Source organism: Rossellomorea sp. ABR4_012 (genome assembly GCF_056159545.1).
Map to the genome: position 1 here is coordinate 1165229 of NZ_JBSWVK010000001.1, position 23577 is coordinate 1188805.

Here is a 23577-nt window from a genome sequence, read left to right on the forward strand (position 1 = left end):
ACTACACTCAATCACTGCCCGCCCCCTTAAAACCCAAACTCAGCACGTTAAAACCTTTCAGTCAATTTTGCCATTCAAATTATTCTTGTCGCTTCTGAACGAGCTGCCTCCGCTTTTCTCTTGTCCAGCTCCAGGGCTTAGAGGCACATGTCATAAGCGAAACCGTCCAAGAAGGCAAAGAGCGCCTTCCAGTCCGGTTCGTCTTATGCCACCCGCCTCTGAGCGAAGCCCTTCTGCTTTTCTCTTGTCCAGCTCCGGCGGCTAGAGGCTCGAGACATAAGCCATGCCATCCAAAAAGGCAAAAAACGCCTTTATGGCTGCCCTGTCTTATGCTTGTCGCCTCTGAACGAGCTGCCTCCGCTTTTCTCTTGTCCAGCTCCAGGGCTTAGAGGCACATGTCATAAGCCAAACCGGCCAAGAAGGCAAAGAACGCCTTCCAGTCCGGTTCGTCTTATGCCACCCGCCTCTGAGCGAAGCCCTTCTGCTTTTCTATTTTTGTTTATTTTGTGAATACCTCTTTCAAAAGATTGACGCTTTCATAAACATTGAGTACACTAAACTTTAGTGTTTATGGAGGTGCAGACGGTAAATGCCTATACATGTAATGATTATTTCGATGCTACTTTTCCTGGTTCTGTTTTTCGGAATCGGCTTTTTGTTAAATATGTTATTGCGTATGACATGGATTATGGCGATTATCTATCCGATCATTGTCATATTTATCGTAGATGATGTCCGTTTTATTGAATATTTCCGGAGTGCAGGCGAGTCGTTTTCGGAATTGGGGACTAAGATCAGTAGTTTAGCTTTGGCTGATCTTTTGATACTTGGCAGCGGACTTGCAGGAGCGATTCTTTCGGGAATTGTGATGAGACTCTTGAGAGCCAAGGGATATAGAATGTTTTAATTTGTTTCCGTTTACCCCGTGAATGCCCGGGTTGAACGGATTTTTTTGTGGAGTTTAACAAATAGTAAGAGAGCAATGATGCTCAAAATTTCAGCGTATTTCCCATGGAAAATCCTCATTTTCACCTCGAAAACTCTCAATCCTAATATTTTCCAAAAATTGAAACTATTCGATTTTTTTATCAATTTATGAATAAATACCATCCTTGTGGGGAAGGAATAAGGGTGGGAGGAGTGAATTCATGAATTTGGTAATAAAATGGACGAAACGAATCATCATGGTTAGTTTATTTGTACTAGCCTTAGGCACCACCTTTCAATCGGTATCGGGGGTAGAAGCCCAGACGTTTAAATCCTGGCTGAACGAAAATAAAGGAAGTCAGTCGGAACGCTATTCAGAAAATCATAAAACAAATCATATATCATTGTCATTTAAATTTTTGAAGAGATTAGCAGGTGTAAAGACGATGATCTCTTCTAGCAAACCTGTGGAAGGGAAGCTTCCGACATTGGAAGAATCGGTCAATTGGGAGCAGTATCCGAAGAATACCGTTGTGGCAACCGGATATACGGCCGGTGTCGAATCAACGGGCAAAAGTCCGGGTCACCCTGGATACGGGATTACATACTCGGGAGTAAAAGTGAAAAGAGACTTATATTCTACGATTGCAGCAGATACATCCGTCTACCCGATCGGTACGATCCTCTTCATACCTAACTATGGCTATGGGGTCGTGGCTGATACGGGGAGTGCAATCAAAGGAAATAAGCTCGATTTATATTACGATACCGTTGAACAGGTCTATGATGAATGGGGAAAACAAACCCTTGAAGTGTATGTCGTTCAAGTGGGAACAGGCAAGCTGACAGAGGAAGACCTGGTGGAGTTGAACAATAATGAAGCGATGCAGGTCTTCAGGCAGCAAATTCTATCAACTAAAGTGGAATAATGAAAAGCTCGTACGCAGACATTCTGTGTACGAGCTTTTTTTACGAATTAGAAAAGAAAGTGTAAATTCTACCTCAAGAGTTGAAGGTCCAATCCTTCGTATTCAGCAGGATGAAGCTTTCTGGCAAGCTCCACAGCTCCTTTTAAGAGAAGGGGGGAAGGCCTGCAGTAAAGGGCTTCTTCCAGGATGAGTATCCGGTTTTCCTGAACGGCTTTCATGCTTTCCCAATCTGGGCGTTTCTTCACAATTCCGGGATTCACCCGCTTCTGCTGGACACCTACCCATGCAAGGCAGATATAATCGGGATCGCGCTTCCTCACATCTTCCCAGTCTGTTTGGACGCTCGCAAGTTCCACATCCCGGAAACAGTTTTTGGCTCCTGCCAGCTCACTCAGTTCCGTGAGCCAATTTATTTTTCCAGGAGTAAATACGGGCTTTGGCCACCATTCCCAGTAGAGGACCGGCTTGTTGCCGACGGTTTTGCTCAACCTCTTTAGCTCCTCGACCGTATGTAAAAAGGTCTGATGCATTTGGACCGCAGTTTCTTCTATTCCACACGCTTTTCCGACCGTTAAAATATCCTCGGCGATATCCTGGAAGCTTTGAGGATTGAGGGTGATATGCGGAATGTTCCTGCTATTTAATTCTTCGATATTCTTTTCCATGCCAGGGACGCTAAGTGAAGAAAAGACGAGATCAGGTTTCAATGCCTGCAGTTTATCCATATCGATGGATAGGTCAGGTCCTAGCCTTGGAAGTGAACGGACCTCTTCAGGATAATCGGAAAAATCATCAACACCGACCAGACTGGAGGTGAGACCAAGATAATCAATGATTTCAGTATTACTGGGGCAAATAGAGACAATTCTCACTGAATCACTCCTAGCTAAATAATAGATAATGCAGAAGCAGGGTCAGTACAATTCCTGAAAGGCCGCCGAAGAAGACCTCGATTGGTTTGTGTCCAAGCAGTTCCTTCAGCTCTTTCCGTTTTTCCTGCTCAGGTTTGTTCTGCCAGCCTTTGGCTTCTGTCATGAATTTTTGAAAATCGATCGTTAACTGGTTCAATACGATTGCCTGCTCACCCGCCTGTCTTCTGACACCTGTCGCATCAAACATGGTGATGATTGCAAAAATCGCCGACACGGCAAATATAGGGGATGCTAGGCCGGTTTCCAAGGCGACACCTGTTGATAAAGCCGTAACTGCGGCAGAGTGGGAGCTTGGCATACCGCCTGTAGAAGTAATCAATGACCAGTTTAATTCCCTCGTCGCAATAAATTGTATGGGCACCTTAACAAATTGTGCAAAGAAGATTGCAAACAAAGAGGCCCACAATGGAAAATTCAAAAATATTTCCATGCTGTCTTATTCCACCTTTTTAAAGAGTCTGAATTAAAATAATGTTCTTATTATATCATACCCGGTTGAAAGCAGAACTAACTTGCACTCTCTAAAAGCCAGTAAGTCGAAATAAACTGACATCTCCGTTATAATGGAGGGTGGAGGTGTCAGGGGAAATGAATTTTACAATCAATCAAAAAGACATAACAGAAGCAGCCGGGGAATGTTTAGTGGTCGGAGTTTATCATCAGCCATCATTTGAAGGGGAGCTGAAAGAGCTTGATCACGCATTTGAAGGATATCTGACTTCATTAGTGAAGGATGGAGACATTTCATCAAAACCTAAGAAAATATCAAAAATACATACGTACGGAAAAATCGGCAGCAAGCGGATCCTGTTTGTCGGTCTTGGAAAACAAAAGGAGTTAACCTTCGATCTTTTAAAAGAGGCGATGGGTGTGGCATCGAAAGCACTGAAAGAAATGAAAGTTTCCGCTTTTTCAGTGGCGATTGATACGTTTTCATCAGAAGAACTGCCTGCAGTAGACGCGGCTCATGCCTTCACGGAAGCATTCACGATGGCTACGTATACATTCGACGGCTACAAGCAAAAATCAAATGAACCTGAAGTCAATATAGACAGCATTGAATTTTTTACAAAAGAAGACGAAAAAGAAGTTAAGACTGGGCTCGAAGTGGGAGCAGCTTTCGGAAGAGGAGTCAACTCTGCCCGTACACTGGTGAACACACCGGGAAATCTGCTCACATCCACCAAAATGGCGGAATATGCGCTTGAACTTGCAAAGCGCTATGATTTCGAAGCGGAAATCTTGGACAAAGAAGAGATGGAAAACCTGGGAATGGGAGCGCTTCTTGCCGTCAATCAGGGGTCGGTTGAGCCGCCTAAGATGATCGTCCTGAAATACAACGGCAAAGATGAATGGAAGGATGTCATCGGGTTAGTCGGAAAAGGGATCACCTTCGATACCGGCGGCTACTCAATCAAACCGAAGGACGGCATTGTCGGAATGAAGACGGATATGGGAGGAGCTGCAGCTGTCCTGGGTGCGATGGAAATCATCGGGGAAACAAAGCCTGAGCAGAATGTGGTAGCCGTCATTCCTTCAACAGACAACATGGTCAGCGGTTCAGCATTCAAGCCTGATGACGTGATCACGGCGATGAGCGGTAAAACGATCGAGGTGCTTAATACGGATGCAGAAGGACGCCTCGCGCTGGCTGACGGGATGACGTATGCGAAGCATCACGGAGCGAATTACCTGGTGGATGTAGCGACACTGACCGGCGGTGTCATCGTGGCGCTGGGAGAAGATAAAACAGGTGCGCTGACAAACAATGAAGCATTCTTCGAACAGGTACTAGAAGCCTCAAGCGAGTCCGGCGAATTCATCTGGCAGCTGCCGTACACGGAACATGATAAAAAACGTGTCCGCAGCAGTAAGATTGCAGACCTTAACAATTCACCCGGACGGGCAGGACATGCCATCATGGGCGGTGCTTTCGTTGGCGAATTTGCTGAAGGCCTCCCGTGGGTCCACCTGGACATCGCAGGAACAGCCACGACGAAGAGTCATTATGAACTTGGCCCTTCAGGTGCCACCGGAGTCATGGCCCGTACACTGGCAATCCTTGTGGAACGATTCCAGCCGTTAGAAAAATAAATGAGAGTAAATAAAGCCTTTTCCTATCCAGCTTTGGATCGGGAAAGGCTATTTTTATATAGATTTTTTAATAGGTGTAGATTCTAACATGATTGGATACAGTTCGTATGAGGAGATGGAAATTCAAAAGTATATGTTGAAAGATTTTCTGGATTTAGAAGCGGTTCCAGTTGTTGATTGGAGTGGAAGACGTAGACTCCTAACAGAAAAGCGAAAGGGCTTTGAAAGAGGCGGGTGGCATAAGGCGAATCGACCATGAAGGCGTTCTTTGCCTTCTTGGTCGGTTTGGCTTATGACATGTGCCTCTAAGCCCTGCAGCTGGACAGAAACTACCGAAGCCGAGGAGGCTCACGGGCCGCCCGCGGAAAGCGAAGTCTTCCACGGAAATCAACAGCGGTGTTTAAAACCACCGCCCCCTCCTTAAGAACCATACAAAAACTTACCAACAAACATTTTAATGATTCATCAGACTAAAGTATTGACAACCTCTCTTTATCTTGTTAAAGTTAAACACGTTGTTTTATCGCTCTACCAATTTAGCGAACTAAAGTAAAATAATCTATTGAACTACTAATAAACGAATCAGCTGGTGGTAGTATAGCATTTTTAAAACAGGCTGAAGAACATTTTTAAGGGAGGAATAAACGATGAACGCAGTTGTCATTGCTGTTCTGGTTATGCTCATATTGAGTTTAGTGCGTGTCAATGTCGTCTTTGCCCTAATCACGGGTGCACTGATCGGAGGTCTGATCGGCGGCATGGGCATGAGTGAGACGATCACGGTTTTCTCTGAAGGATTATCAGGGGGTGCCAATATCGCCTTAAGTTATGCATTACTTGGGGGATTCGCTGTAGCGATCTCTTATACAGGGATTCCGAATCTTCTAGTAGACTGGGTATTGAAAGTTGTCGGGAAAAAAGGAGATTCAAGAAAAGCAGCCCTTTCTAAAGCACTTATTGTCTTTGCTATTTTAATCATGGCTGTCTTTTCGCAGAACTTGATTCCGATTCACATTGCATTTATCCCTATCCTGATTCCGCCGCTGTTGAAGGTCATGACGGAACTGGAATTGGATAGACGCTTGATCGCTTCAGTCATCACATTCGGTTTGACTGCTCCTTATATCCTTTTACCAGTAGGGTTCGGTTTGCAGTTCCATGAGATCATTGCACAGAATATGGCAAGCAGTGGAATGCAGGTTGCTCTGGGAGACATCCCTAAAGCCATGCTCATCCCTGTCGGAGGTATGTTCATCGGATTACTGATTGCGGTGTTTGTAAGCTACCGCAAACCAAGAAAGTACAGTGAAGCAAAAGAAGTCATTTCTGTGGAAAAAATGGTCTACAACAAAAAAGCGATGGTCTTCGCCTTTATTTCGATCATTGTGGCGTTGTATGTGCAGCTTCAGCTTGAATCCATGATCTTTGGTGCACTGGCGGGTATTGCCGTTCTTTATCTGTCAGGCTCAGTGAAGTGGAAGGAAGCTGACGGGCTGTTGAATGAAGGAATGAAAATGATGGCGTTCATCGGGTTCGTGATGATCACAGCTTCAGGATTTGCCGAAGTGATGACATCGACAGGACACGTCGAATCACTAGTTGAGGCGACTTCGGATGCGATCGGGGGCAATAAAGCATTGGCAGTACTTCTTATGCTTGTTGTTGGTCTCCTTGTTACGATGGGGATCGGTTCATCGTTTGCGACGATCCCGATCATTGCGGCGATTTTCGTGCCTCTTTGCATGGAGCTTGGTTTCAGCCCGATGTCGACAATCGTCATTGTTGGAACAGCCGGTGCCCTGGGTGATGCGGGTTCTCCTGCTTCAGACAGTACGCTTGGACCGACAGCCGGGTTGAACGCGGATGGTCAGCACAATCACATTTGGGATACATGTGTGCCGACATTCTTGCACTATAATATTCCGCTGATCATCTTTGGATGGATTGCGGCGATGATGTTTTAAGTTTTATTTGATTTTTTAGCAGGGGATTTTTTAGTCCTCTGCTTTTTTTATGGTAGAAGAGGCACTTTCATAAAAAACGAGCAGCTTTTATAGGTAGATAAAACCCGGTTTCAGAAAATACGTTCCACTTTTCGGATTTCCAAGCCACTTTCAGGAAAATACGTTCCACTGTCCAGATTTACAAGCCACTTTCTCAAAATACGTTCCACTTTCCAAAAATACGTTCCACTTGTCGAAAAATCTTCACATGAAAAAATCCGCACTCATACCACCTACATATAGAATCCAACACTTGAATCTTACCACCCCAACACCGTCATCTTTCCTCCAACTCCATTCTCAGAAGTAAATCATTAGCCCACTCAAAACCACCCTCATCCGCATAAAACAGTAGTAAAGCCGATAAAAATAGATGGCTGTCCCAGGTAAACTGAAGAAGAGGAGGAAGTGCGAATGTATAGTCGAGTGTATGATAGAAGACCAAGACCAAGGCCGTATGGAGTCGGCAGAAGACCATTCTACGGAGGGGGCTTTGGCGGACCGTTTGTTGGCGGCGTGTTAGGCGGTCTTTTGGGTTCTGCTCTCTTATATCCAAGACCATATTATCCATATTATCCGCCATACGGGTATGGTTATGGATATCCGGGGTATTACCCATATTATTGATCATAGATGAATAGGGGCTTCAAGGATCATCCTTGAAGCCCCTTTTTTCAATTAATCGCATGGGGGAACATCACCAAGCGGTGCATTCCTTATGTCAAGCAAACCTGCACGTGAATAAACTACATTTCCCTCCAGCGCACGTCGACAATCAGATGGCAGCAGTCCACTTCGCCAAGTTTCTCATCAAACACCATGTGGATCCCGTCGGGATTAAATGAGACGACGGGCACGACCTTTACCCCGGTCCTGCGGATGAGCTTAAGGACCTCTGGAGTGTTTGACTGCTGAGCTAACTCCATGATCTGATGGGCGAATGAAGAATCATTCTTTATTTTCGTCAATACAAGATTGGCACTTTCCATTAACGTTAATGTTTTATCTGCAGAAGACATAAATGTTTTTGTTTCAACTGGAGGGAAGTTATTGCGATAATGAAAATTAGGGTATAGTGGATAATTTCTTCTCGAATGATGGGGCTGATAGGGGCTCTGGACAGGATGGTAAAATGGGTGATATCGATTCATGGAATACCTCCTTATTCCTGGCAAATAGGCTCTAAGGAAATGTATGTAGCTGAATACGATATTATTCTTGCAGGCTGTTTCCTAAACGGCGTCTGTTTTTTGTATGTTGTTTAATAAGTCTGTATGAAGCGGGTGTATGTGTTTTAAAAAACTCCGGAAGCCCGAGTTGCGACCGAAATACCATATATAAAAACAACAATGTATGCATAAAGCGCCTTCTAAAAAAGGGTTTTTACTCTTTATACCGAAATTCTACTATATGAAGACTATAATGAGGTGAACAGAATGAAAATTGAAAATACATTAATCAGTGCGCTTGGAATTGAGTTTGTGGAATTAGGTAAAGGAAAGGTGATCGCGACCATGCCTGTAAATGAGGCAACCCGCCAGCCTTTCGGGTTCCTCCACGGCGGAGCGTCGGTGGCACTCGCAGAGACGGTGGCGAGTGTGGGAGCTGTGGAATTAATCAATCTTGAGAAAGAAATCTGCTTCGGTCTTGAAATTAACGCAAATCATATAAAAGCAAAGCGTGATGGAGTGGTTACCGCGACGGCAACGGTCATGCACCAGGGGAAAACGACGATGGTCTGGGATATCAAAATCACCGATGAAGAGAATCAATTGATTTGTGTCTCACGCTGTACGATGGCGGTTGTGCCGAAACGCTGACCTGTTTTCGGTAGCGGTTCACTGCTAAGGGAGAGTACATATTCAAGGGACGTTTAAAAGCTGTCACAATGGGAAATCAATAAGTAACCAACATAAGGAGGTTACACGATGCCTTGGAGCAAAAATGATTATCCCGCTTCATTAAAAAATCTCCCTGCAGATGTCCGGAATAAAGCAATAGAAATTGCGAACGCCCTCCTGGATGAAGGGTACGATGAAGGAAGAGCCATTGCGATTGCCACTGATCGGGCTCATAAGTCCGAGGAAGGGAAGGTTACAGATAAGACCGAGTATCATGTAAAAACGCATGAAGATGGCTGGCAGTTGATCAAGAAGGGCAGCAGCCGTGCCATTATGGTAGAAGGGACGAAAGATGACCTTCTTTCAAAAGCGAAGGATTATGTGAATGACCATTCCGGTACGCTAGTCATCCATAAGCAGGATGGCAGTGTGGATAAGGAATTGTATGATCAATAAAAGAAGCTTGACTGGAAGGGGCATCCCTCTACCAGATCAAGCTTCTTTTGTTGAGGAAGGACAGACCTGAAGGGCCTGCTTTCCTTTTCTATGAATTCTGCTTCTCATATTCCTCTTTATCTTTTAAATCATCCTTAACACTTTTATCCCACAGTCTGACGCCGGAATTGTAAGCCGCACGTGCAATGAGATGACCTGCCACAGGAGCGGTCACAAAGATAAAGATGATGGCCAGTATCAGATTGGAGTTGAAGTGGCCGTGCTCTTGGTAAAAGTAGAGGAACGTCGCAATCAGAATCGACATGATTCCAAGCGTCGCACCTTTGGATGCTGCATGGTTCCTTGTATAGATATCAGGAAGCCTCAGGACCCCAAATGTGGCGACCAGGCTTAGCAGTCCTCCGACCAGTAAGAAAAATCCGATGATCCAACTAATGATTACGCTCACGTTCGATGATCTCCCCTTTCTCCAAAAACTTTGAAAAGGCTACGGTTCCCAGGAATGCCAGGATTCCGAGAAGGAGAATCACCGATAAGAAGGCATACGTATCAATGACCATTGAAATAAGGGCAACGATCGCAATCAGATTGATGCCGATTGCATCCAGCGCAACGACCCTGTCAGGGGTTGTCGGTCCCTTAATGACCCGATACACAAGGCCAAGCATGGAAATGGAGACGAGGAGCAGGGTGACTTGAATGATTGTATGCAGCATCAGCGGCTCACCTCCATAATGGCTTTTTCAAATGAATTCTTGATTTCATCAATGGCTTCATCAACATCAGCGATATCAATCGCATGGATGTAGAGAATTTTATTGTCAAAAGAAACATCCACTACCAATGTCCCGGGAGTCAAGGTAATGAGATTTGCGAGTAACGTAATTTCCCAGTCTGTTTTTAATTCAGTCGGGAGGGCGAAAATGCCGGGTTGAAAATCGAGCTTAGGCTTCAATACCACTTTTAACACCGAAATGTTCGCCAGGATCAGCTCTTTAATAAATAAAAATAGTAAACTGATCACCGCTCCCACTCTTAATAGATAGAAGCGGGACGTGAAAAATCTTCTGAATGCAAAAATCACAAGCAATCCTAATATGAAGCCGATAAGAAATGACTGTGCAGTAAAGGACACCGAAAGAAACATCCAGACAAAGGCTAAGAAAAAGTTTAATAAAATTTGAAAGGCCATTCTACATTACTCCTTTAACACTGCGTCTATATAGAGATTCGGGTCCATTAATACATCTGCAGCCTGCGTGAACAACGGTCGCAGGGCTTCTGCCCCAAAACCGTAAAAAACGGCTAATGCAACCAGTACGGCCGATGTCATCCATAAATAACGGGCGTGCCCTTTGGTAATACCGTTATATTCTTTAGGTGCTCCCCAAATACCATTCAAGAAGATTTTAATCACTGAATAAAGCACCAGTAGGCTTGAAGCCAGGATGACCCCTGCTCCGACATAGGCTCCTTCACTAAAGCTTCCTTTCAGGATCATCAATTTTCCGATAAAACCGCTTAAAGGAGGAATCCCTGCCAGTGAGAATGTCGCTACTAAGAAGGTCCAGCCGAGCCACGGATACTCTTTAATGAGTCCGCCCATTTTTTTCAGGTCTGTTGTGCCGGTGATTTTGATCATGACGCCGATAAGCAGGAATAAAGCTGCTTTGATGATCATGTCATGAACGAGATAATAAACCGAACCTTCCATTGCATCCGGGTTCATCGTTGATACACCGAATAAAATGACACCAACTGCAATGATGATGTTATAGATGATGATCTTCTTAACATCCCAATACGCGATGGCTCCGATGCATCCGAACACAATCGTAAGAATTGCAAGGATCGCGAGGATCTGATGCGTATAGCCGATATCGTGATGGAAGAACAACGTATAGGTTCTTAAAATCGAGTAGATCCCCACTTTGGTGAGCAGGGCCCCGAATAATGCGAGAACCGGTGCAGGCGGCGCATAATAAGATCCCGGAAGCCAGAAGTACAGCGGGAATATCGCACCTTTTAACCCGAAGACTACGAGGAAAAGGACGGCGATTGCCGTAAGGATCCCAGGCTGGTTCACTTCAGCTATCTTTCTCGAAATATCGGCCATGTTCAACGTTCCCAGTACAGAATACAAATAGGCAACCGTGATGACAAATAGTGCGGAAGAAATGACATTCACAAGAATGTATTTGATCCCCTCACGCAGCTGACCTTTTGTTCCGCCCAATACAAGGAGCACATAGGAACTCATCAGCATCACTTCAAAGAAAACGAATAGATTGAAAATGTCTCCTGTTGTAAAGGCCCCGTTCACTCCGACAAGCAGGAATTGAACGACGGGATAATAATAAAAACGTTCTCTGTCCACTCCAATCGACTTAAAGGAATAGAAGAGGACGATCAGCGTGATGATACTCGTTGTTGTCACCAGCAATGCGGAAAGCATGTCTGATACGAGTATGATCCCAAATGGAGCTTTCCAGCTTCCGAGTTCAATCGTCTGGATGCCGTCCCGATGAATTTTATTGATGAGTACAAGGGATGCTGCAACAGTCGCCAAGGTTGAAACGACTGATATCCCTCTTTGTACTTTAATAAATTTGCTGATAAACATTAAGATGACCGCTGTAAATAGCGGAATTAAAATTGGTAAAATCAATAAGTTAGTCATTGCCTTCAGTTCCCCTCATCTGATCCACATTATCCGTGCCGAGCTCTTGATATGCCCTATAAGCAAGAACAAGGAAAAAAGCTGTAACCCCGAAGCTGATGACGATAGCTGTCAAAATCAAGGCTTGCGGTAATGGATCCACATAAGATTCAGCGTGTTCGCCCAAAAGAGGGGCAGCTCCCTCTTTTAGACCGCTGATTGAAAGTAGAAGCAAATGAGCACCGTGACTCAATAAAGCAGTGCCGATGATGATCCTGAGCAAGCTCTTAGATAACATCAGGTACACAGCGCTTGTAAATAGTATTCCAACAACAATTGCCATAAGTATTTCCATTATTCACTCACTCCTATTGTTTGAATAATGGTCATCGTTACACCGATAACAACAAGATACACTCCTGTATCGAACAATACTGCCGTATGCAGGGAGGTTTTCCCCAAGAGAGGCAGGTAGAAATAATCGTACGCATGGGTCAGGAACGGGGCATTGAATAACAGTGCTCCCGCCGAAGTAGCGACGGCAAACAGCAAGCCGATGGCCGTGATGATTTTATAATCCACCGGCAGGATGTTAGCTACTGTCTTAATATCATAAGCCAGTAACAGTAAAACGATTGCGCCTGAAGTCATTAAGCCTCCAATGAAGCCGCCTCCTGGAGTGTAATGACCAACGAAGAAGATCCTCAATGAAAACAAGATGATCAAGAAAGCGACAACGTTCGTTACAGTTTGTAAGATGATGTCATTTGTTTTTGTTTTCATCCTTCTTTCCTCCTAGTCAGACGTAATTTGATCATGGAATAAATGCCAAGAGAAGCAATGGCCAGCACACAGATTTCAAACAGTGTATCGAATCCACGGAAATCAACAAGGATGACGTTCACCATGTTTTTCCCGCCTGCTTCTTCATAAACATTCTCTATATAATAGCTTGAGATCGAATCGAACAGCTTTGAACTGTAAGAAGAAATGGCGAACAGTGTAACAACGACCCCGACTCCAATCGAAATCAGCGCATTTTCCAGTTTGAACTTCATTCTTTCCTCATGTCTGCTGAGTTTCGGCAGGTGATAGAAGCATAGAAGGAATAAAGCAACGGATACGGTCTCGATCACGAGCTGGGTAAGTGCCAGGTCAGGGGCTCGGAATAATACAAAGAACAGGGAAACCGTGTAACCTGCAGCACCCAGCGAGATGATGGATGTCAGTCGTGACTTCGCGAATAAAATGGTCACGGAACTAATCACCAGCAGAAGTGCAATCGCTATTTCATAGATACCGATAGGAGCCAGCTCCTCGGTGTTGATCGTAAATGCTCCTTTGAACCATAAGCTGAACATCAGAATCCCAATGAAGAAAGCAAATATATACACCAGGTAAGAACGGATGAACCCGGTCATGTATCCTCTGGTGAAAGAGAAAGCAGCACGTTCGCCTCGCACCAATCCTCCATCATACATTGAATTAAGCGTTAAGCGTTCAGGGATCCATGAGTAGATTTTCTTCCATTTTGGAAGTAAATGATAAAGCAAGGTACCGAACAGAATGACACCGATTGTCATAAATAGTTCTGGCGTAGGACCATGCCAGAAGGTAATATGCGCTTTAACTGCATGACCTTCTTCGACCAGACTTGGAGTAATTGCTTCAACAGCAGGAGCAATGATCCGTTCGGACAGTATGTTAGGGAAGAACCCGAACACAATCACAAGTGACGCCAGAATGATCGGAGAAATCAACATACCGAACGGTGCCTCATGAGGTTTCTTCTCCAATTTTTCAGGCTGGTGTTCACCTGTAAATGTCTTGAACACGAGGATCATGCTGTAGATGAACGTAAATACGCTTCCTACCCAGGCAAGGACAGGGAAGATTATTCCGGCTGTATCCAGGCTGAAAATATCCATCTCAAGTACACGGACCATCCCTGTAAAGAACATTTCTTTACTCAGGAAGCCGTTGAATGGAGGAAGACCTGCCATGGAAAATGCACCAATCATCGCAACTGTAAAGGTAATCGGCATAAAGCTCATCAGCCCGCCGAGTTTACGTATATCCCTTGTGCCGGTTTCATGGTCGATGATACCGACAACCATAAAAAGGCTTCCCTTGAAGGTAGCGTGGTTGATCAAGTGAAAAACGGCTGCAAGAGTTGCAACCATATAAATATTGTCGTCCAAGTAAGTGTAGTGCAGGGCGGCTGCACCAACTCCGAGCAGCGACATGATAAGACCAAGTTGACTGACAGTGGAGAATGCAAGGATCCCTTTTAAATCAGTCTGTTTGACAGCATTGAAAGATCCCCAGAATAATGTGAAAATCCCGAATCCGCCGACAAGCCATAACCATAAGCTTGTCTCAGCAAATATCGGACTCATGCGGGCAACAAGGTAGATCCCCGCTTTTACCATCGTTGCCGAGTGCAGATAAGCACTGACAGGTGTCGGGGCTTCCATTGCATCCGGAAGCCAGATATGGAATGGGAATTGAGCCGATTTAGTGAAAGCTCCCAGCAGTACGAGAAGCATTGCCGGAATGAAAAGAGCGTTCGTCATGAGCTGGTCTGATTGTGAAACCAACTCGCGGATACTGAACGTTCCGCCCATAAGATAAAGAAGGATGAATCCCCCCAGCATGGACAATCCGCCAAAAACAGTGATCAGCATTGATTTTTGGGCACCGTATCTTGAGCGTTCGCGATGATACCAATAACCGATCAATAGGAAAGATGAAATGGACGTAAATTCCCAGAACATATAAAGGACGATCAGATTATCGGACAGGACCACACCAAGCATGGCTCCCATGAACATCATTAAATACACATAGAAGTTATGTAATTGTTCTCTTTTCTTATCGAGATAGTAAATCGAATAAAGAACGACGAGCGAACCGATACCGGTTATGAGAAGTGCGAATAGCAGCCCGAGCCCGTCTATGTACGCAATGAAATCGATGCCGAAAGAAGGCATCCATTCAGCTGTTTCCTTTATCGTATTTCCATCCCTCGTAATCGGCATGAACTGAATGAAATAGCTGAATAACGCTACCGGCAGCAGCAATACGAACCAGCCGGTATGGACCCTCCTAAATGCCTTATAAAGAAATGGAATAAGAATTGCAAATAAAAAGGGCGTTATAATTGCCCAATGTAACAATGTCATAAAAAACCCCCCTCTTATAAAATTCATGTATTCTTCAACTTAGTCTTATGTAGATTCATTTACACATTCTAGAAAATTTGTCATCCGCTCTCCCAGTATGCCCGGAAATCTTAACCTAAAGAGCATTATAACGTAAAAAAACAATGCTTGCATTACTCAGGCTTCTGGCTCAATCGATTTTTACTTTGCGTATTAAATATGTAGAAACGCGGTTGATCACCACGAAAATTTTTAAGGATTTCCTTTTAGAAATACGGCTTTTTAAGAATAGTTTTGGTTATTTTGGAGAATCCTATCCATAAGGTGGTGGTTAAAAATGAAAAGGAAAACAGTGGCGTTCACGACGATACTTTTTACATTCATCGGATTTGGGTGGCTGGTTGAATCTCAAGACCGGTTTAACCGCGGCATCATTGAAACAGATGATCCGGCAACGGCTAATTTGCAGCCTGTACAATATGACGGCACAGAAGAGATGGAGGAAGTGCCGGCGAATAACCAGGGAATCCGTCAACCGTTTAGATCGAGGGAATACATCCGCATTGTACCGAACAGATCTACAAAAACTGATGAAGTATTTGACTGACTGTCTTTTTCATGTCCGCATGGGAGAGGCAGTCAATTTTATTTCTCGCTATTTCGAAGTATTTTCGCGTTGGAGTCAGCACGACAAAATGCCCAGGATTTTCTTATTAATACCCTTTTCAAGACTCCTATAAACGATTATGATGTAAGTGCTGTATGGAATAATCATTATAGGAGAGTACTTAATTGAAGAATACATATTTAACAAGCTACCTGCCTTTGTTTGCCATCCTTTTATTCAGCTTGACCTTCTCCGTCTACGGGGTGGAAGTGTTTGTCGACCTTTTCAAGAAAATCGGCGTCTATCCGGGGATGCGCGAATTTCTATCAGATATTCAACTGAAATTTGTGTTATTGATACTCTTGATGATCGTCTTCTTCATGGTGTTTGCAGCCTTGAAACTCATAGCCGAAACCATCAATGGGGTCTCCATGCTGTTCTTCTCGAAAGATTCCGAAGGCCAGCTGTATAACCGGGTCAGATCCGGCTCCATGATCTATTTCATCGGTGGTCTCGTATCGGTTGTCAGCCTCAAATCCTTCATGGGGTTAATCGCGATTTTCGCCGTCACTTCTGTTGTTTATTTTGTTTACTTTGTTTATAAAATAAGCGTCACCGTTTCCAAAGCAGGTATCATCGGCGTCATCAGCCTGCAATTGTTTACATGGTCATCGCTCTTCATGACGATCTTTTTTGTGATTTTAAAATTATATAATGGTGTCATGGCGAGTTTACCGATCATGTCGAAGGTGAAGCTGTGACTGTTGTTTGAAGAGTATGAAACGGTTGTTTTGTACTCTTTTTTTATAGGGTGAAAAAAAAGCAGGGCGTTGTGAATGTTGTAGAAGAACAATCGACAGTTCGAGCAAATATCTCGGATTTCGAGCATAAGTAGAGGGATTTCGAGCGGAAACTTGGGATTTTCGAGCAAAAGCCAATGAGTTTCGAGCATATGTATTTGATTTGGGGGGATGCAATCATTTCGTCTGTCCCGCACAATGGCATGACATCTTCAATATGCCGATCCATATTGAAAAAAACGCCCAGAGACGAATCTCCAAGCGCTATTTCATAATCGTCTGCCATATCTTATGACTCGGCCGCAGTCTTTCGATTCTGCTCATGTTCTGCGGGATGTCATGGCCGACCCAGACACCCGTTGTGTATTCATTCGTCAGTCCCATCACCCAGTAATCATGATAATTGTTGGTGGTTCCTGTTTTAATGCCGACATAAGGCTTGGATACGTAAGCGGCTTTTCCAGTACCGATCGATGCTGCATTTGCAAGCATCTGCCTCATTTTTGCCGTGGTATCTTCAGACCATATTTGCTTCGGCTTATCTTTCCATTCGTAAAGGATCTTTCCATTTCCGTCCTTCACGTTCACGATGGCGTGGCTTTTTTTATAGCTTCCGTCGATGAAGGATGTATAGGCATCTGTCATTTCGAGCGGGCTGAAACCGTAGGTGAACCCGCCGATCGATGCCGCATATGTGTGATCCTCTGCTGTCATACGCTCGAAGGAAAAGGATGACAGCTTTTTGAATGCTTCTTCGACACCGACTTTTTCCATCAAACGGAGAGCGGGCGTGTTGTACGATTGAGCCAGCGACTGATTTAGCGTGACTGTCCCCGGCTGTACGCCTCCGTAGTTGATCGGGCAATAATTTCCGATACAGTAATTGTTGGCGTTCACTTTTTCTTGAATGGACGCCTTGGATTTGTCCAGATACGGTGCATATACGAGCAGCGGCTTGATGGAGGAGCCAGGCTGCCTGTAGGCTTGGAAGGCATGATTGAAATTATATTTCTGATAATCTTTACCGCCGGTCAATGCAGCGATCCTTCTGGTTTCATTATCGATGGTGACAGACGCACCCTGCAGTTTTTCACCACCGAGACCGGTGTTCAAGGCTTCTGCGCTTTTTTTCTGCAGTGCAGGGTCAAGGGCAGTCTGAATTTTGACGCCTGAGGAAATCACGCTTTCAACCCGGTCATCCAGTTTTTTGATGATCTGGTTCTTCTCCTGAGGTGAAGAGGCGTTTTCAAGCTGTACCTTGTAGCCTTCATGAATTGAAATCAGCTCTCTTAATTCCTCTTCCACATAGAATGCATAATCAGGATAGCGGTCTATTTTCTTGCGGATATTCAGCTTGATAGCAACTTTTTTCAGTTTGTCCGCTTCTTCTTTTGCGAGCTTTTCAGTGTTCACTAGGATGTCAAGCAGACGCTCCTGGCGAACTTTGGTCTGATCGAAATGGTCGACAGGGTCGTACTTGCCTGGATTATTCGGGATCGAGGCAATGAACGCCATCTCTGCTTTGTTCAATTCAGAAACACTTTTTTGAAAATAATATTGGGAGGCCGTTTCAATTCCATACACACCATTGCTGAAATAAATGACATTTAGATATAGCTCCAGTATTTCATCTTTTGAAAGGGAGCTTTCAATCTCGTGTGCGTAGAAGAGCTCGGTCAATTTCCGATTGTACGTTTTTTCCTGGCCTAAATATAAATTTCGGGCGAGCTGCTGGGTAATCGTGCTCCCGCCCTGCTGAATATGGGTGAACACCAAATTTTTTACGACTGCCCTCAATATGGCGCCGGCATCAAATCCCACATGCTCATAAAAATGCTGATCTTCTGAAGCGACCAGGATATCTTTTACGAATGGGGGGATCTTTTCATCTTCTACATATAATCGAAAGGGACGATTGACCTCTGAAAATACATTTCCGTTTTTGTCCAGCAGTAAACTGGTCTTGTTCAGGTTCAGCTGGTCTGTATTCACCGTGCTTTCGAGTTCATCCTGGAATCCCTGGACTTTATCGACTTCTTCGGTCGTGAAGAACAACGTGGTAAAAAACAAGGACATAAAGCAAATCACTGTTAGAAATCCTGCAAACACTCTCATACTTCCACTCTACTTTTCTAGTAATCTTGATTCACGTGACCGTCAACTTCAGAATGTCTTATACTCCACCATAATAATCCAAATGCACCCAAGAATAAAGCACCTGTTACATAAAAAACGGAAGAAATTCCAATATATCCGGAGACTGTGCCTCCGAATGCCGGTCCAATCACGTTTCCAAGAAAGCGAAAGCTCTGGTTGTAGCCTAACACTTCACCCTGCATGCTGAGCGGAGCTTCCTGACGTATATAAGCTGTCACGCACGGAATCATCCCTCCGATGGCAATTCCGAATAAGAAACGTAGAAGGACAAGCTGCCAAAGCTCAGTCACAAGTGCCTGTGGCACGATAAGAATGGAAGCAAGCACCAACAGGATGGAGAGTACCTTCTCATATCCAATTTGATCGCCAAGTTTTCCCCATTGCCGGGTAGCGATGAAGTTCCCGAATCCCGTAGCCGAAAAGGCAAGGCCGGCTAGAAGTGCAAGGTTGGCGGAAGATGTAAGTTCATCAACATAAAGTGCCAGAAGCGGCTGAATACTGAAATTCGCTACTTGGATGATCAAGGATAGAATAATCACCGTCACAAGGAGTTTTTGACTGAAAATGTGCTGAAGCACCTGCTTGCTTGAATATTTGTTTTGCTTATTCCTCTGTTCATCATTCCGCTGCTCGTTTATTCCGAACAATACTACGGTCGCAGCGATCGAAATCGATATCGCCGTTAAAATAAAGGTATAAGAAAAACCAACATTATCAGCAAGAATCCCTCCGATGACAGGTCCGAACAAACCGCCAGAAACAGTGCCCATCTGCAGGGTACCCAAAGTTTTTCCTGCTTCCTTTTTGGATGTCTGGGAAGAGATAAGCGCCATTGATGTGGGGATAAATCCGGTCACAGCCCCCATCAGCAGCCTTAAAATAAACATTCCCTGCACGGAATCCATGAAGCCCATAAAGAAAATGGAGGCCGAGATGCCGTATCCTGTGATTAAAAGAATCGGTTTGTAGCCATAACGGTCACCAAACCTTCCCCATAAAGGAGAAATAAAGAACGCCGTCAGAAACGTGATGCCGAAAACAAAACCAGACCAGCGCTGCACATACTCAGCACTATAGTCACCGAACGTTTCTATATAAAGAGATAGGAACGGCAGGACCATAGTGGCGCTGGCAGCCACTAAAAAATTGGCCATGACCATAATGACAAGATTTCTTTTTTCCATCGAAATGATTAACACCTTCTCATAATCTATTTATTTCGCTTCCCTAAATATTCATTGTATTAAAGATTTCATCAAGAGTCCACTGAGTGAGATTTTTTTGCAGATGATTAAAAGGATTTAGTCATATTTTTCAGGTTGAACATGATATAATATAAGAATAAGAATTATGTATTCTCACCCAAAAAGCGAATAAGCTGGTGATTGAACATAAACTCGTTCGTATTCACAATAGAATTTTATTAGAATAAAATTGGGGTCTGTACAAGATTGAGGAGGGAGTTACGTGGTAAAAGCAAAGCAGCTTGTGTTCATTGACTTTGAGTTTTCAATGCCGGAACGACATAGAGTCCCCAAAGGCTTTTTCCCTGAAATAATCGAAGCAGGTGTGGTAGTGGTTCAGAATGGGCAAGTGATAGATACGTTTTCAACTTATGTAAAACCATCTGCCTTTCCCAGACTAACCAATCGCTGCAAACGATTCTTATCGATCACACAAGATAAAGTAGACGGAGGCATCTCCTTCCAGACCCTCATCGATTATTTCAATCAACTGAATTCAAAAGGTATTGAGAAAGTAGTAACATGGGGCAACATGGATATGAAAGTGCTAAGGGACAACTGCACCCAGTCTGGCATCGCCTTTCCTTTTCAAGCTCAATTTGTCGATTTATCGATGGAATACAAACGATTTTTCGGCGATCAAAATCAAACGGGCTTATGGAAAGCCGTCCAGGAATACGGACGGGAAGGTGTCGGAAAGCATCACAAAGCACTGGATGATGCCCTTACTACCCATCATATTTACAATCTCGTGGAAAAAGATAAAAAGTATCTCGACAAAGCTGAACCAACAACCATCGGAGACCGGATTGATTTGAGCAAGTTTTATAATCAGCTGGCTTGAGAATCATCGATATATACAAAAATATACAAAAAACGTGCCTATGATCGGCACGTTTTTTTGTAGTTCTGGATGTATCATTAATCTACCTCTCAAACGTAAGCCCATACATGAGCTCGTACTCCCGCTGTACTCCCTTGAGAGCTTCCAGACTTTTAATGGCATGCGGGGATCCGTCTGCTTCCAATTGCTTTTTCAATTCGCCGAAAGCAGCCAGGAGTGTTTCATTGTATTCCGGTATTTCCCCTTCATAAGACTTCACCATTTTTTCAGGCATGTTGGCCTGCTCACGAAAAGCCAGTGCCTTTCGTTCGTGGAATAGTGGAACATCTACATCCGCAGGGTTATGTAAATCGCCTTGGCGAGGGTGCTTGAGTACAGCAAGAATTCTTACGACGTAAGCACCTGGACGTTCTCCCGTCACCTCTCCAATATATTTTCCCGTTTTATAAAAAGCTGTGACTTTATCCCCTATTTGAAAATTTTGCAAAATAACCCCTCCTCTTAAGTGTCCAAGTCTATTATAATGGAACACAAAGTGATTTTGATTAAGCTTACTATAAAAGTAACATGCGGAGGTACATATATGAAGAGATTGGTATTATTATCCTTGTGTCTGATAGGTTTAATTCTTGCCGGATGTGGACAAACAGAGAAGGATAACAGCAGCGAAGAAAAACCTGCTGAAACAGAAGAAAACAAAACAACTGATGCAGAATCTGGAGGAGATGACAAGATGACTTACCCGCAACTGACAACGGATGTAGCAGAAAATGAAAAAGTAGTGGAAATGAAAACTTCAATGGGCACCATTAAAATAAAATTGTTCCCTGAACAAGCACCAAAAACGGTTGAAAACTTTATCACGCACAGTGAAAACGGCTACTATGACGGATTGAAATTCCACCGTGTGATCAATGAGTTCATGATTCAAGGCGGAGACCCAAGTGGTAACGGAACAGGAGGGGAAAGTATTTGGGGAGAATCTTTCGAAGATGAATTCTCTAAACAACTTTTCAACATCCGTGGAGCACTTTCAATGGCAAACGCCGGTCCTGATACGAACGGAAGCCAATTCTTCATCGTTCAGAACAGTGAAATGAATCCTGGTTTCGAAGAGAAAATGAAGGAGGCAGGGTTCCCGCAGGAAATCATCGACGCCTATATGGAACGCGGAGGAACCCCGCACCTTGACTTCAAACACACTGTATTCGGACAAGTGATCGAAGGAATGGATGTCGTAGATAAAATCGCGAATGTGGAAGTGGGGCAGAATGACGCTCCTAAAGAAGATGTGATCATTGAAAAGATCACAGTCGTGAAGTAAAGAAAGCAGGAAGCGGTCTATATCGGTGAAATGTGTATCGCGACCCGATATGCTGGCAAACTTCCTAATTAAACATGTTGAATAGAAAAGAACCTTGATGATGCAAGGTTCTTTTCTTGTCGCTCAAAATTGGCTTATTGAAGAACAACATGGGCTGTCCTTTGATAATTGCAGGTGTTTATTGGCGAAAACGGTCGCTTATTTCCTCGGAAATTGTCGGATTGCAGATACTCGTCCCTTGTTGCTTTAAAGCAGTGAGGGACGGGCCTTCAAGATGTTCCCAGCTTGTTCATAGAATCGTTAAATTATTTATGCGGGGAAATGGTTTCTCCTTTTTTATCTTGGTATAATGGGAAAAGAGTTTGTTTTGAAAGGAAAGGAGCTAATTATGCTTTCTTCATTTGTATTGAATTTGTTTTTATACTTTCCGGAAGATAAGACAGAGTACATTCCAGCCGCGATTTGGATGGTCATCTTTTTTATATTGACGATTTTGACATTCCGTTTGATCAAAAAGGTTTCCAAGAAGGAAGAGCTTAAGACGAAAGCTATCGAGGAAGAAGTAAGGCAGCGGAATCGCGAAACTGAATGATTGTTGAGAGAGCACGCCTGATTGAGATAGGGGCGTGCTTCATTTATTAGAGGCATTATACCCTGAAGGTAGAATTAGTGTCGATATTTGTTGAATTGTCGGTAAGTGATTTGCTTTTGTTGATAAATCTAGAAAAACGTTGAAAAATCCAAGTTTCCGTAGATAACCCCACAAAAACGTTGAAAAATCCAAGTTTCCGTAGATACCCCCACAATATCGTTGATAACTCTAAATTTCCGTAGATAACCCTTAATTACAGTTAAACTCTTCAACTACATTTATTATTCCATAATTATTAAGAATACTTTCCCTGCATCTAGTCAAAAATGGAGGAAGAGTATGTACATTTGGAGGAGTAATAAATGAAAAACAACAAATTACTTTACATAGTTTTGTCGGCGATTCTCCTTGGGGCGTGCGCCATTGAAAACCCTAAGAAGACGGAAGTCGATATGAAGAATGATACGGGGGATTCGCTGGGAAAGGTGATCCTCCAGGAGAAGTCGGATGGAGTGGAAGTAGATCTTAAGCTTGAAGGATTGCCGCCCGGGGAACACGGGATCCATTTTCATGAAAAAGGGACGTGTAAACGCCCAGACTTTGTATCGGCAGGTAATCATTTTAATCCGGATGATAAAAAGCACGGGCTTATACATCCTGAAGGAGCCCATGCCGGTGACCTTCCGAATATTATCGTAAAAGATGATGGCTCTGTTAAGGTGAAGCTGATGGCACCTCTTGTCACGATGACGAAAGGGAAGACGTCCTTGTTTACAAAAGAAGGAACATCCCTGATCATTACAGAAAACATAGATGATGGCATGACGCAGCCTGCCGGAGATTCGGGAGCGAGGATTGCCTGTGGTGAGATTGCCAAAGAAAAAGAGAAGAAAAAATAAAAGGAGCCCACTGCTCAAGTTTCGAGCAGTGGGCTTTTTTTAGCCTGAATCGGCAGAGAAAGAAAGCAGGGAAGGGCAGCAAGGCTTTCCTGCTCTCATCCTATC

26 protein-coding genes are annotated in these 23577 nt (G+C 43.9%); 13 read left to right on the forward strand and 13 right to left on the reverse strand.

The annotated features are described in order from the left end of the window. Window positions 1-589 precede the first annotated feature (589 nt). Both ACXAFV_RS05695 and ACXAFV_RS05700 read left to right on the forward strand, forming a co-directional pair. Window positions 590-907 (forward strand): YuiB family protein, encoded by a 318-nt coding sequence (locus tag ACXAFV_RS05695; protein WP_475125060.1) that lies wholly within the window; start codon window positions 590-592, stop codon window positions 905-907. Between the two features lie 241 nt (window positions 908-1148). Continuing rightward, window positions 1149-1856 carry a 3D domain-containing protein gene (locus tag ACXAFV_RS05700; protein WP_475125062.1) on the forward strand — a complete coding sequence of 236 codons (708 nt, stop codon included), beginning with the start codon at window positions 1149-1151 and terminating at the stop codon, window positions 1854-1856. Between the two features lie 68 nt (window positions 1857-1924). Here ACXAFV_RS05700 and ACXAFV_RS05705 read toward each other — a convergent pair whose 3' ends face one another. Both ACXAFV_RS05705 and ACXAFV_RS05710 read right to left on the reverse strand, forming a co-directional pair. Then, complete coding sequence (locus ACXAFV_RS05705) at window positions 1925-2728, reverse strand: cobalamin-binding protein (RefSeq protein ID WP_475125063.1); 804 nt, start codon at window positions 2726-2728, stop codon at window positions 1925-1927. 10 nt (window positions 2729-2738) lie between these two features. Continuing rightward, window positions 2739-3218 (reverse strand): divergent PAP2 family protein, encoded by a 480-nt coding sequence (locus tag ACXAFV_RS05710; protein ID WP_475125065.1) that lies wholly within the window; start codon window positions 3216-3218, stop codon window positions 2739-2741. 158 nt (window positions 3219-3376) lie between these two features. Here ACXAFV_RS05710 and ACXAFV_RS05715 point away from each other — a divergent pair, with 158 nt between their 5' ends. The 3 genes from ACXAFV_RS05715 (at window position 3377) to ACXAFV_RS05725 (ending at window position 7512) form a co-directional block, all read left to right on the forward strand. Then, window positions 3377-4882, forward strand: coding sequence for a leucyl aminopeptidase (locus tag ACXAFV_RS05715; protein ID WP_475125067.1), 1506 nt, complete (start codon window positions 3377-3379; stop codon window positions 4880-4882). Window positions 4883-5529: 647 nt separating this feature from the next. Continuing rightward, the gene (locus tag ACXAFV_RS05720) at window positions 5530-6846 is read left to right on the forward strand and encodes a Na+/H+ antiporter family protein (protein ID WP_475125069.1); all 1317 of its coding nucleotides are present in this window, start codon (window positions 5530-5532) and stop codon (window positions 6844-6846) included. Between the two features lie 453 nt (window positions 6847-7299). Next, window positions 7300-7512: a hypothetical protein gene (locus ACXAFV_RS05725; RefSeq protein ID WP_475125071.1), complete on the forward strand. Its 213-nt coding sequence runs from the start codon at window positions 7300-7302 to the stop codon at window positions 7510-7512. Window positions 7513-7631: 119 nt separating this feature from the next. On the opposite strand, the gene ACXAFV_RS05730 is transcribed toward ACXAFV_RS05725, so the two are convergent. Then, window positions 7632-8036, reverse strand: coding sequence for a YuzC family spore coat inner layer protein (locus tag ACXAFV_RS05730; RefSeq protein WP_475125073.1), 405 nt, complete (start codon window positions 8034-8036; stop codon window positions 7632-7634). Window positions 8037-8321: 285 nt separating this feature from the next. Between ACXAFV_RS05730 and ACXAFV_RS05735 the strand changes: the two genes are divergently transcribed. Further along, window positions 8322-8705, forward strand: a complete 384-nt coding sequence (locus tag ACXAFV_RS05735) for a PaaI family thioesterase (RefSeq protein WP_475125074.1) — start codon at window positions 8322-8324, stop codon at window positions 8703-8705. A 108-nt stretch (window positions 8706-8813) separates the two neighbouring features. Next, on the forward strand, window positions 8814-9182 hold the full coding sequence (locus ACXAFV_RS05740) for a DUF2188 domain-containing protein (RefSeq protein ID WP_475125075.1): 369 nt from the start codon (window positions 8814-8816) through the stop codon (window positions 9180-9182). A gap of 88 nt (window positions 9183-9270) precedes the next feature. On the opposite strand, the gene mnhG is transcribed toward ACXAFV_RS05740, so the two are convergent. Genes mnhG through ACXAFV_RS05775 form a run of 7 tightly spaced genes read right to left on the reverse strand, consistent with a single transcriptional unit; the run spans window position 9271 to window position 15026 of the window. Next, window positions 9271-9630, reverse strand: coding sequence for a monovalent cation/H(+) antiporter subunit G (mnhG, locus tag ACXAFV_RS05745; RefSeq protein ID WP_475125076.1), 360 nt, complete (start codon window positions 9628-9630; stop codon window positions 9271-9273). Beyond that, on the reverse strand, window positions 9614-9898 hold the full coding sequence (locus tag ACXAFV_RS05750) for a Na(+)/H(+) antiporter subunit F1 (RefSeq protein WP_446244111.1): 285 nt from the start codon (window positions 9896-9898) through the stop codon (window positions 9614-9616). The genes mnhG and ACXAFV_RS05750 overlap by 17 nt, the downstream gene beginning before the upstream one ends. Further along, window positions 9898-10374, reverse strand: a complete 477-nt coding sequence (locus ACXAFV_RS05755) for a Na+/H+ antiporter subunit E (RefSeq protein WP_475125077.1) — start codon at window positions 10372-10374, stop codon at window positions 9898-9900. Before ACXAFV_RS05755 ends, ACXAFV_RS05750 begins: the two co-directional genes overlap by 1 nt. A 6-nt stretch (window positions 10375-10380) precedes the next feature. After that, window positions 10381-11862: a Na+/H+ antiporter subunit D gene (locus tag ACXAFV_RS05760; protein WP_475125078.1), complete on the reverse strand. Its 1482-nt coding sequence runs from the start codon at window positions 11860-11862 to the stop codon at window positions 10381-10383. Then, on the reverse strand, window positions 11855-12196 hold the full coding sequence (locus ACXAFV_RS05765) for a Na(+)/H(+) antiporter subunit C (protein ID WP_475125079.1): 342 nt from the start codon (window positions 12194-12196) through the stop codon (window positions 11855-11857). Before ACXAFV_RS05765 ends, ACXAFV_RS05760 begins: the two co-directional genes overlap by 8 nt. Next, window positions 12196-12624 carry a Na(+)/H(+) antiporter subunit B gene (locus ACXAFV_RS05770; protein WP_475125080.1) on the reverse strand — a complete coding sequence of 143 codons (429 nt, stop codon included), beginning with the start codon at window positions 12622-12624 and terminating at the stop codon, window positions 12196-12198. Before ACXAFV_RS05770 ends, ACXAFV_RS05765 begins: the two co-directional genes overlap by 1 nt. Continuing rightward, window positions 12621-15026 (reverse strand): Na+/H+ antiporter subunit A, encoded by a 2406-nt coding sequence (locus ACXAFV_RS05775; protein ID WP_475125082.1) that lies wholly within the window; start codon window positions 15024-15026, stop codon window positions 12621-12623. Before ACXAFV_RS05775 ends, ACXAFV_RS05770 begins: the two co-directional genes overlap by 4 nt. Window positions 15027-15342: 316 nt before the next feature. On the opposite strand from ACXAFV_RS05775, the gene ACXAFV_RS05780 reads away from it, so the two are divergent. Next, window positions 15343-15612 (forward strand): hypothetical protein, encoded by a 270-nt coding sequence (locus ACXAFV_RS05780; protein ID WP_475125084.1) that lies wholly within the window; start codon window positions 15343-15345, stop codon window positions 15610-15612. A 185-nt stretch (window positions 15613-15797) separates the two neighbouring features. Then, window positions 15798-16373 (forward strand): DUF5366 family protein, encoded by a 576-nt coding sequence (locus ACXAFV_RS05785; protein WP_475125085.1) that lies wholly within the window; start codon window positions 15798-15800, stop codon window positions 16371-16373. 303 nt (window positions 16374-16676) lie between these two features. Here ACXAFV_RS05785 and ACXAFV_RS05790 read toward each other — a convergent pair whose 3' ends face one another. Continuing rightward, on the reverse strand, window positions 16677-18527 hold the full coding sequence (locus ACXAFV_RS05790; RefSeq protein ID WP_475125087.1) for a transglycosylase domain-containing protein: 1851 nt from the start codon (window positions 18525-18527) through the stop codon (window positions 16677-16679). Window positions 18528-18544: 17 nt separating this feature from the next. Further along, window positions 18545-19759 carry an MFS transporter gene (locus ACXAFV_RS05795; RefSeq protein ID WP_475126077.1) on the reverse strand — a complete coding sequence of 405 codons (1215 nt, stop codon included), beginning with the start codon at window positions 19757-19759 and terminating at the stop codon, window positions 18545-18547. A 277-nt stretch (window positions 19760-20036) separates the two neighbouring features. Between ACXAFV_RS05795 and kapD the strand changes: the two genes are divergently transcribed. Further along, window positions 20037-20657: a 3'-5' exonuclease KapD gene (gene kapD / locus ACXAFV_RS05800; RefSeq protein ID WP_475125089.1), complete on the forward strand. Its 621-nt coding sequence runs from the start codon at window positions 20037-20039 to the stop codon at window positions 20655-20657. 82 nt (window positions 20658-20739) lie between these two features. Here kapD and kapB read toward each other — a convergent pair whose 3' ends face one another. After that, window positions 20740-21147, reverse strand: coding sequence for a kinase-associated lipoprotein KapB (gene kapB, locus ACXAFV_RS05805; RefSeq protein WP_475126078.1), 408 nt, complete (start codon window positions 21145-21147; stop codon window positions 20740-20742). A 93-nt stretch (window positions 21148-21240) separates the two neighbouring features. Between kapB and ACXAFV_RS05810 the strand changes: the two genes are divergently transcribed. The 3 genes from ACXAFV_RS05810 to ACXAFV_RS05820 all read left to right on the forward strand — a co-directional run bounded on the left by ACXAFV_RS05810 (window position 21241) and on the right by ACXAFV_RS05820 (window position 23472). After that, a complete protein-coding gene (locus tag ACXAFV_RS05810; protein WP_475125091.1) occupies window positions 21241-21981 on the forward strand; it encodes a peptidylprolyl isomerase in 741 nt (246 codons plus the stop codon). Between the two features lie 388 nt (window positions 21982-22369). Beyond that, complete coding sequence (locus ACXAFV_RS05815; protein WP_475125093.1) at window positions 22370-22573, forward strand: hypothetical protein; 204 nt, start codon at window positions 22370-22372, stop codon at window positions 22571-22573. A gap of 362 nt (window positions 22574-22935) precedes the next feature. Next, window positions 22936-23472, forward strand: coding sequence for a superoxide dismutase family protein (locus tag ACXAFV_RS05820; protein WP_475125095.1), 537 nt, complete (start codon window positions 22936-22938; stop codon window positions 23470-23472). The last annotated feature ends 105 nt before the right edge of the window (window positions 23473-23577 follow it).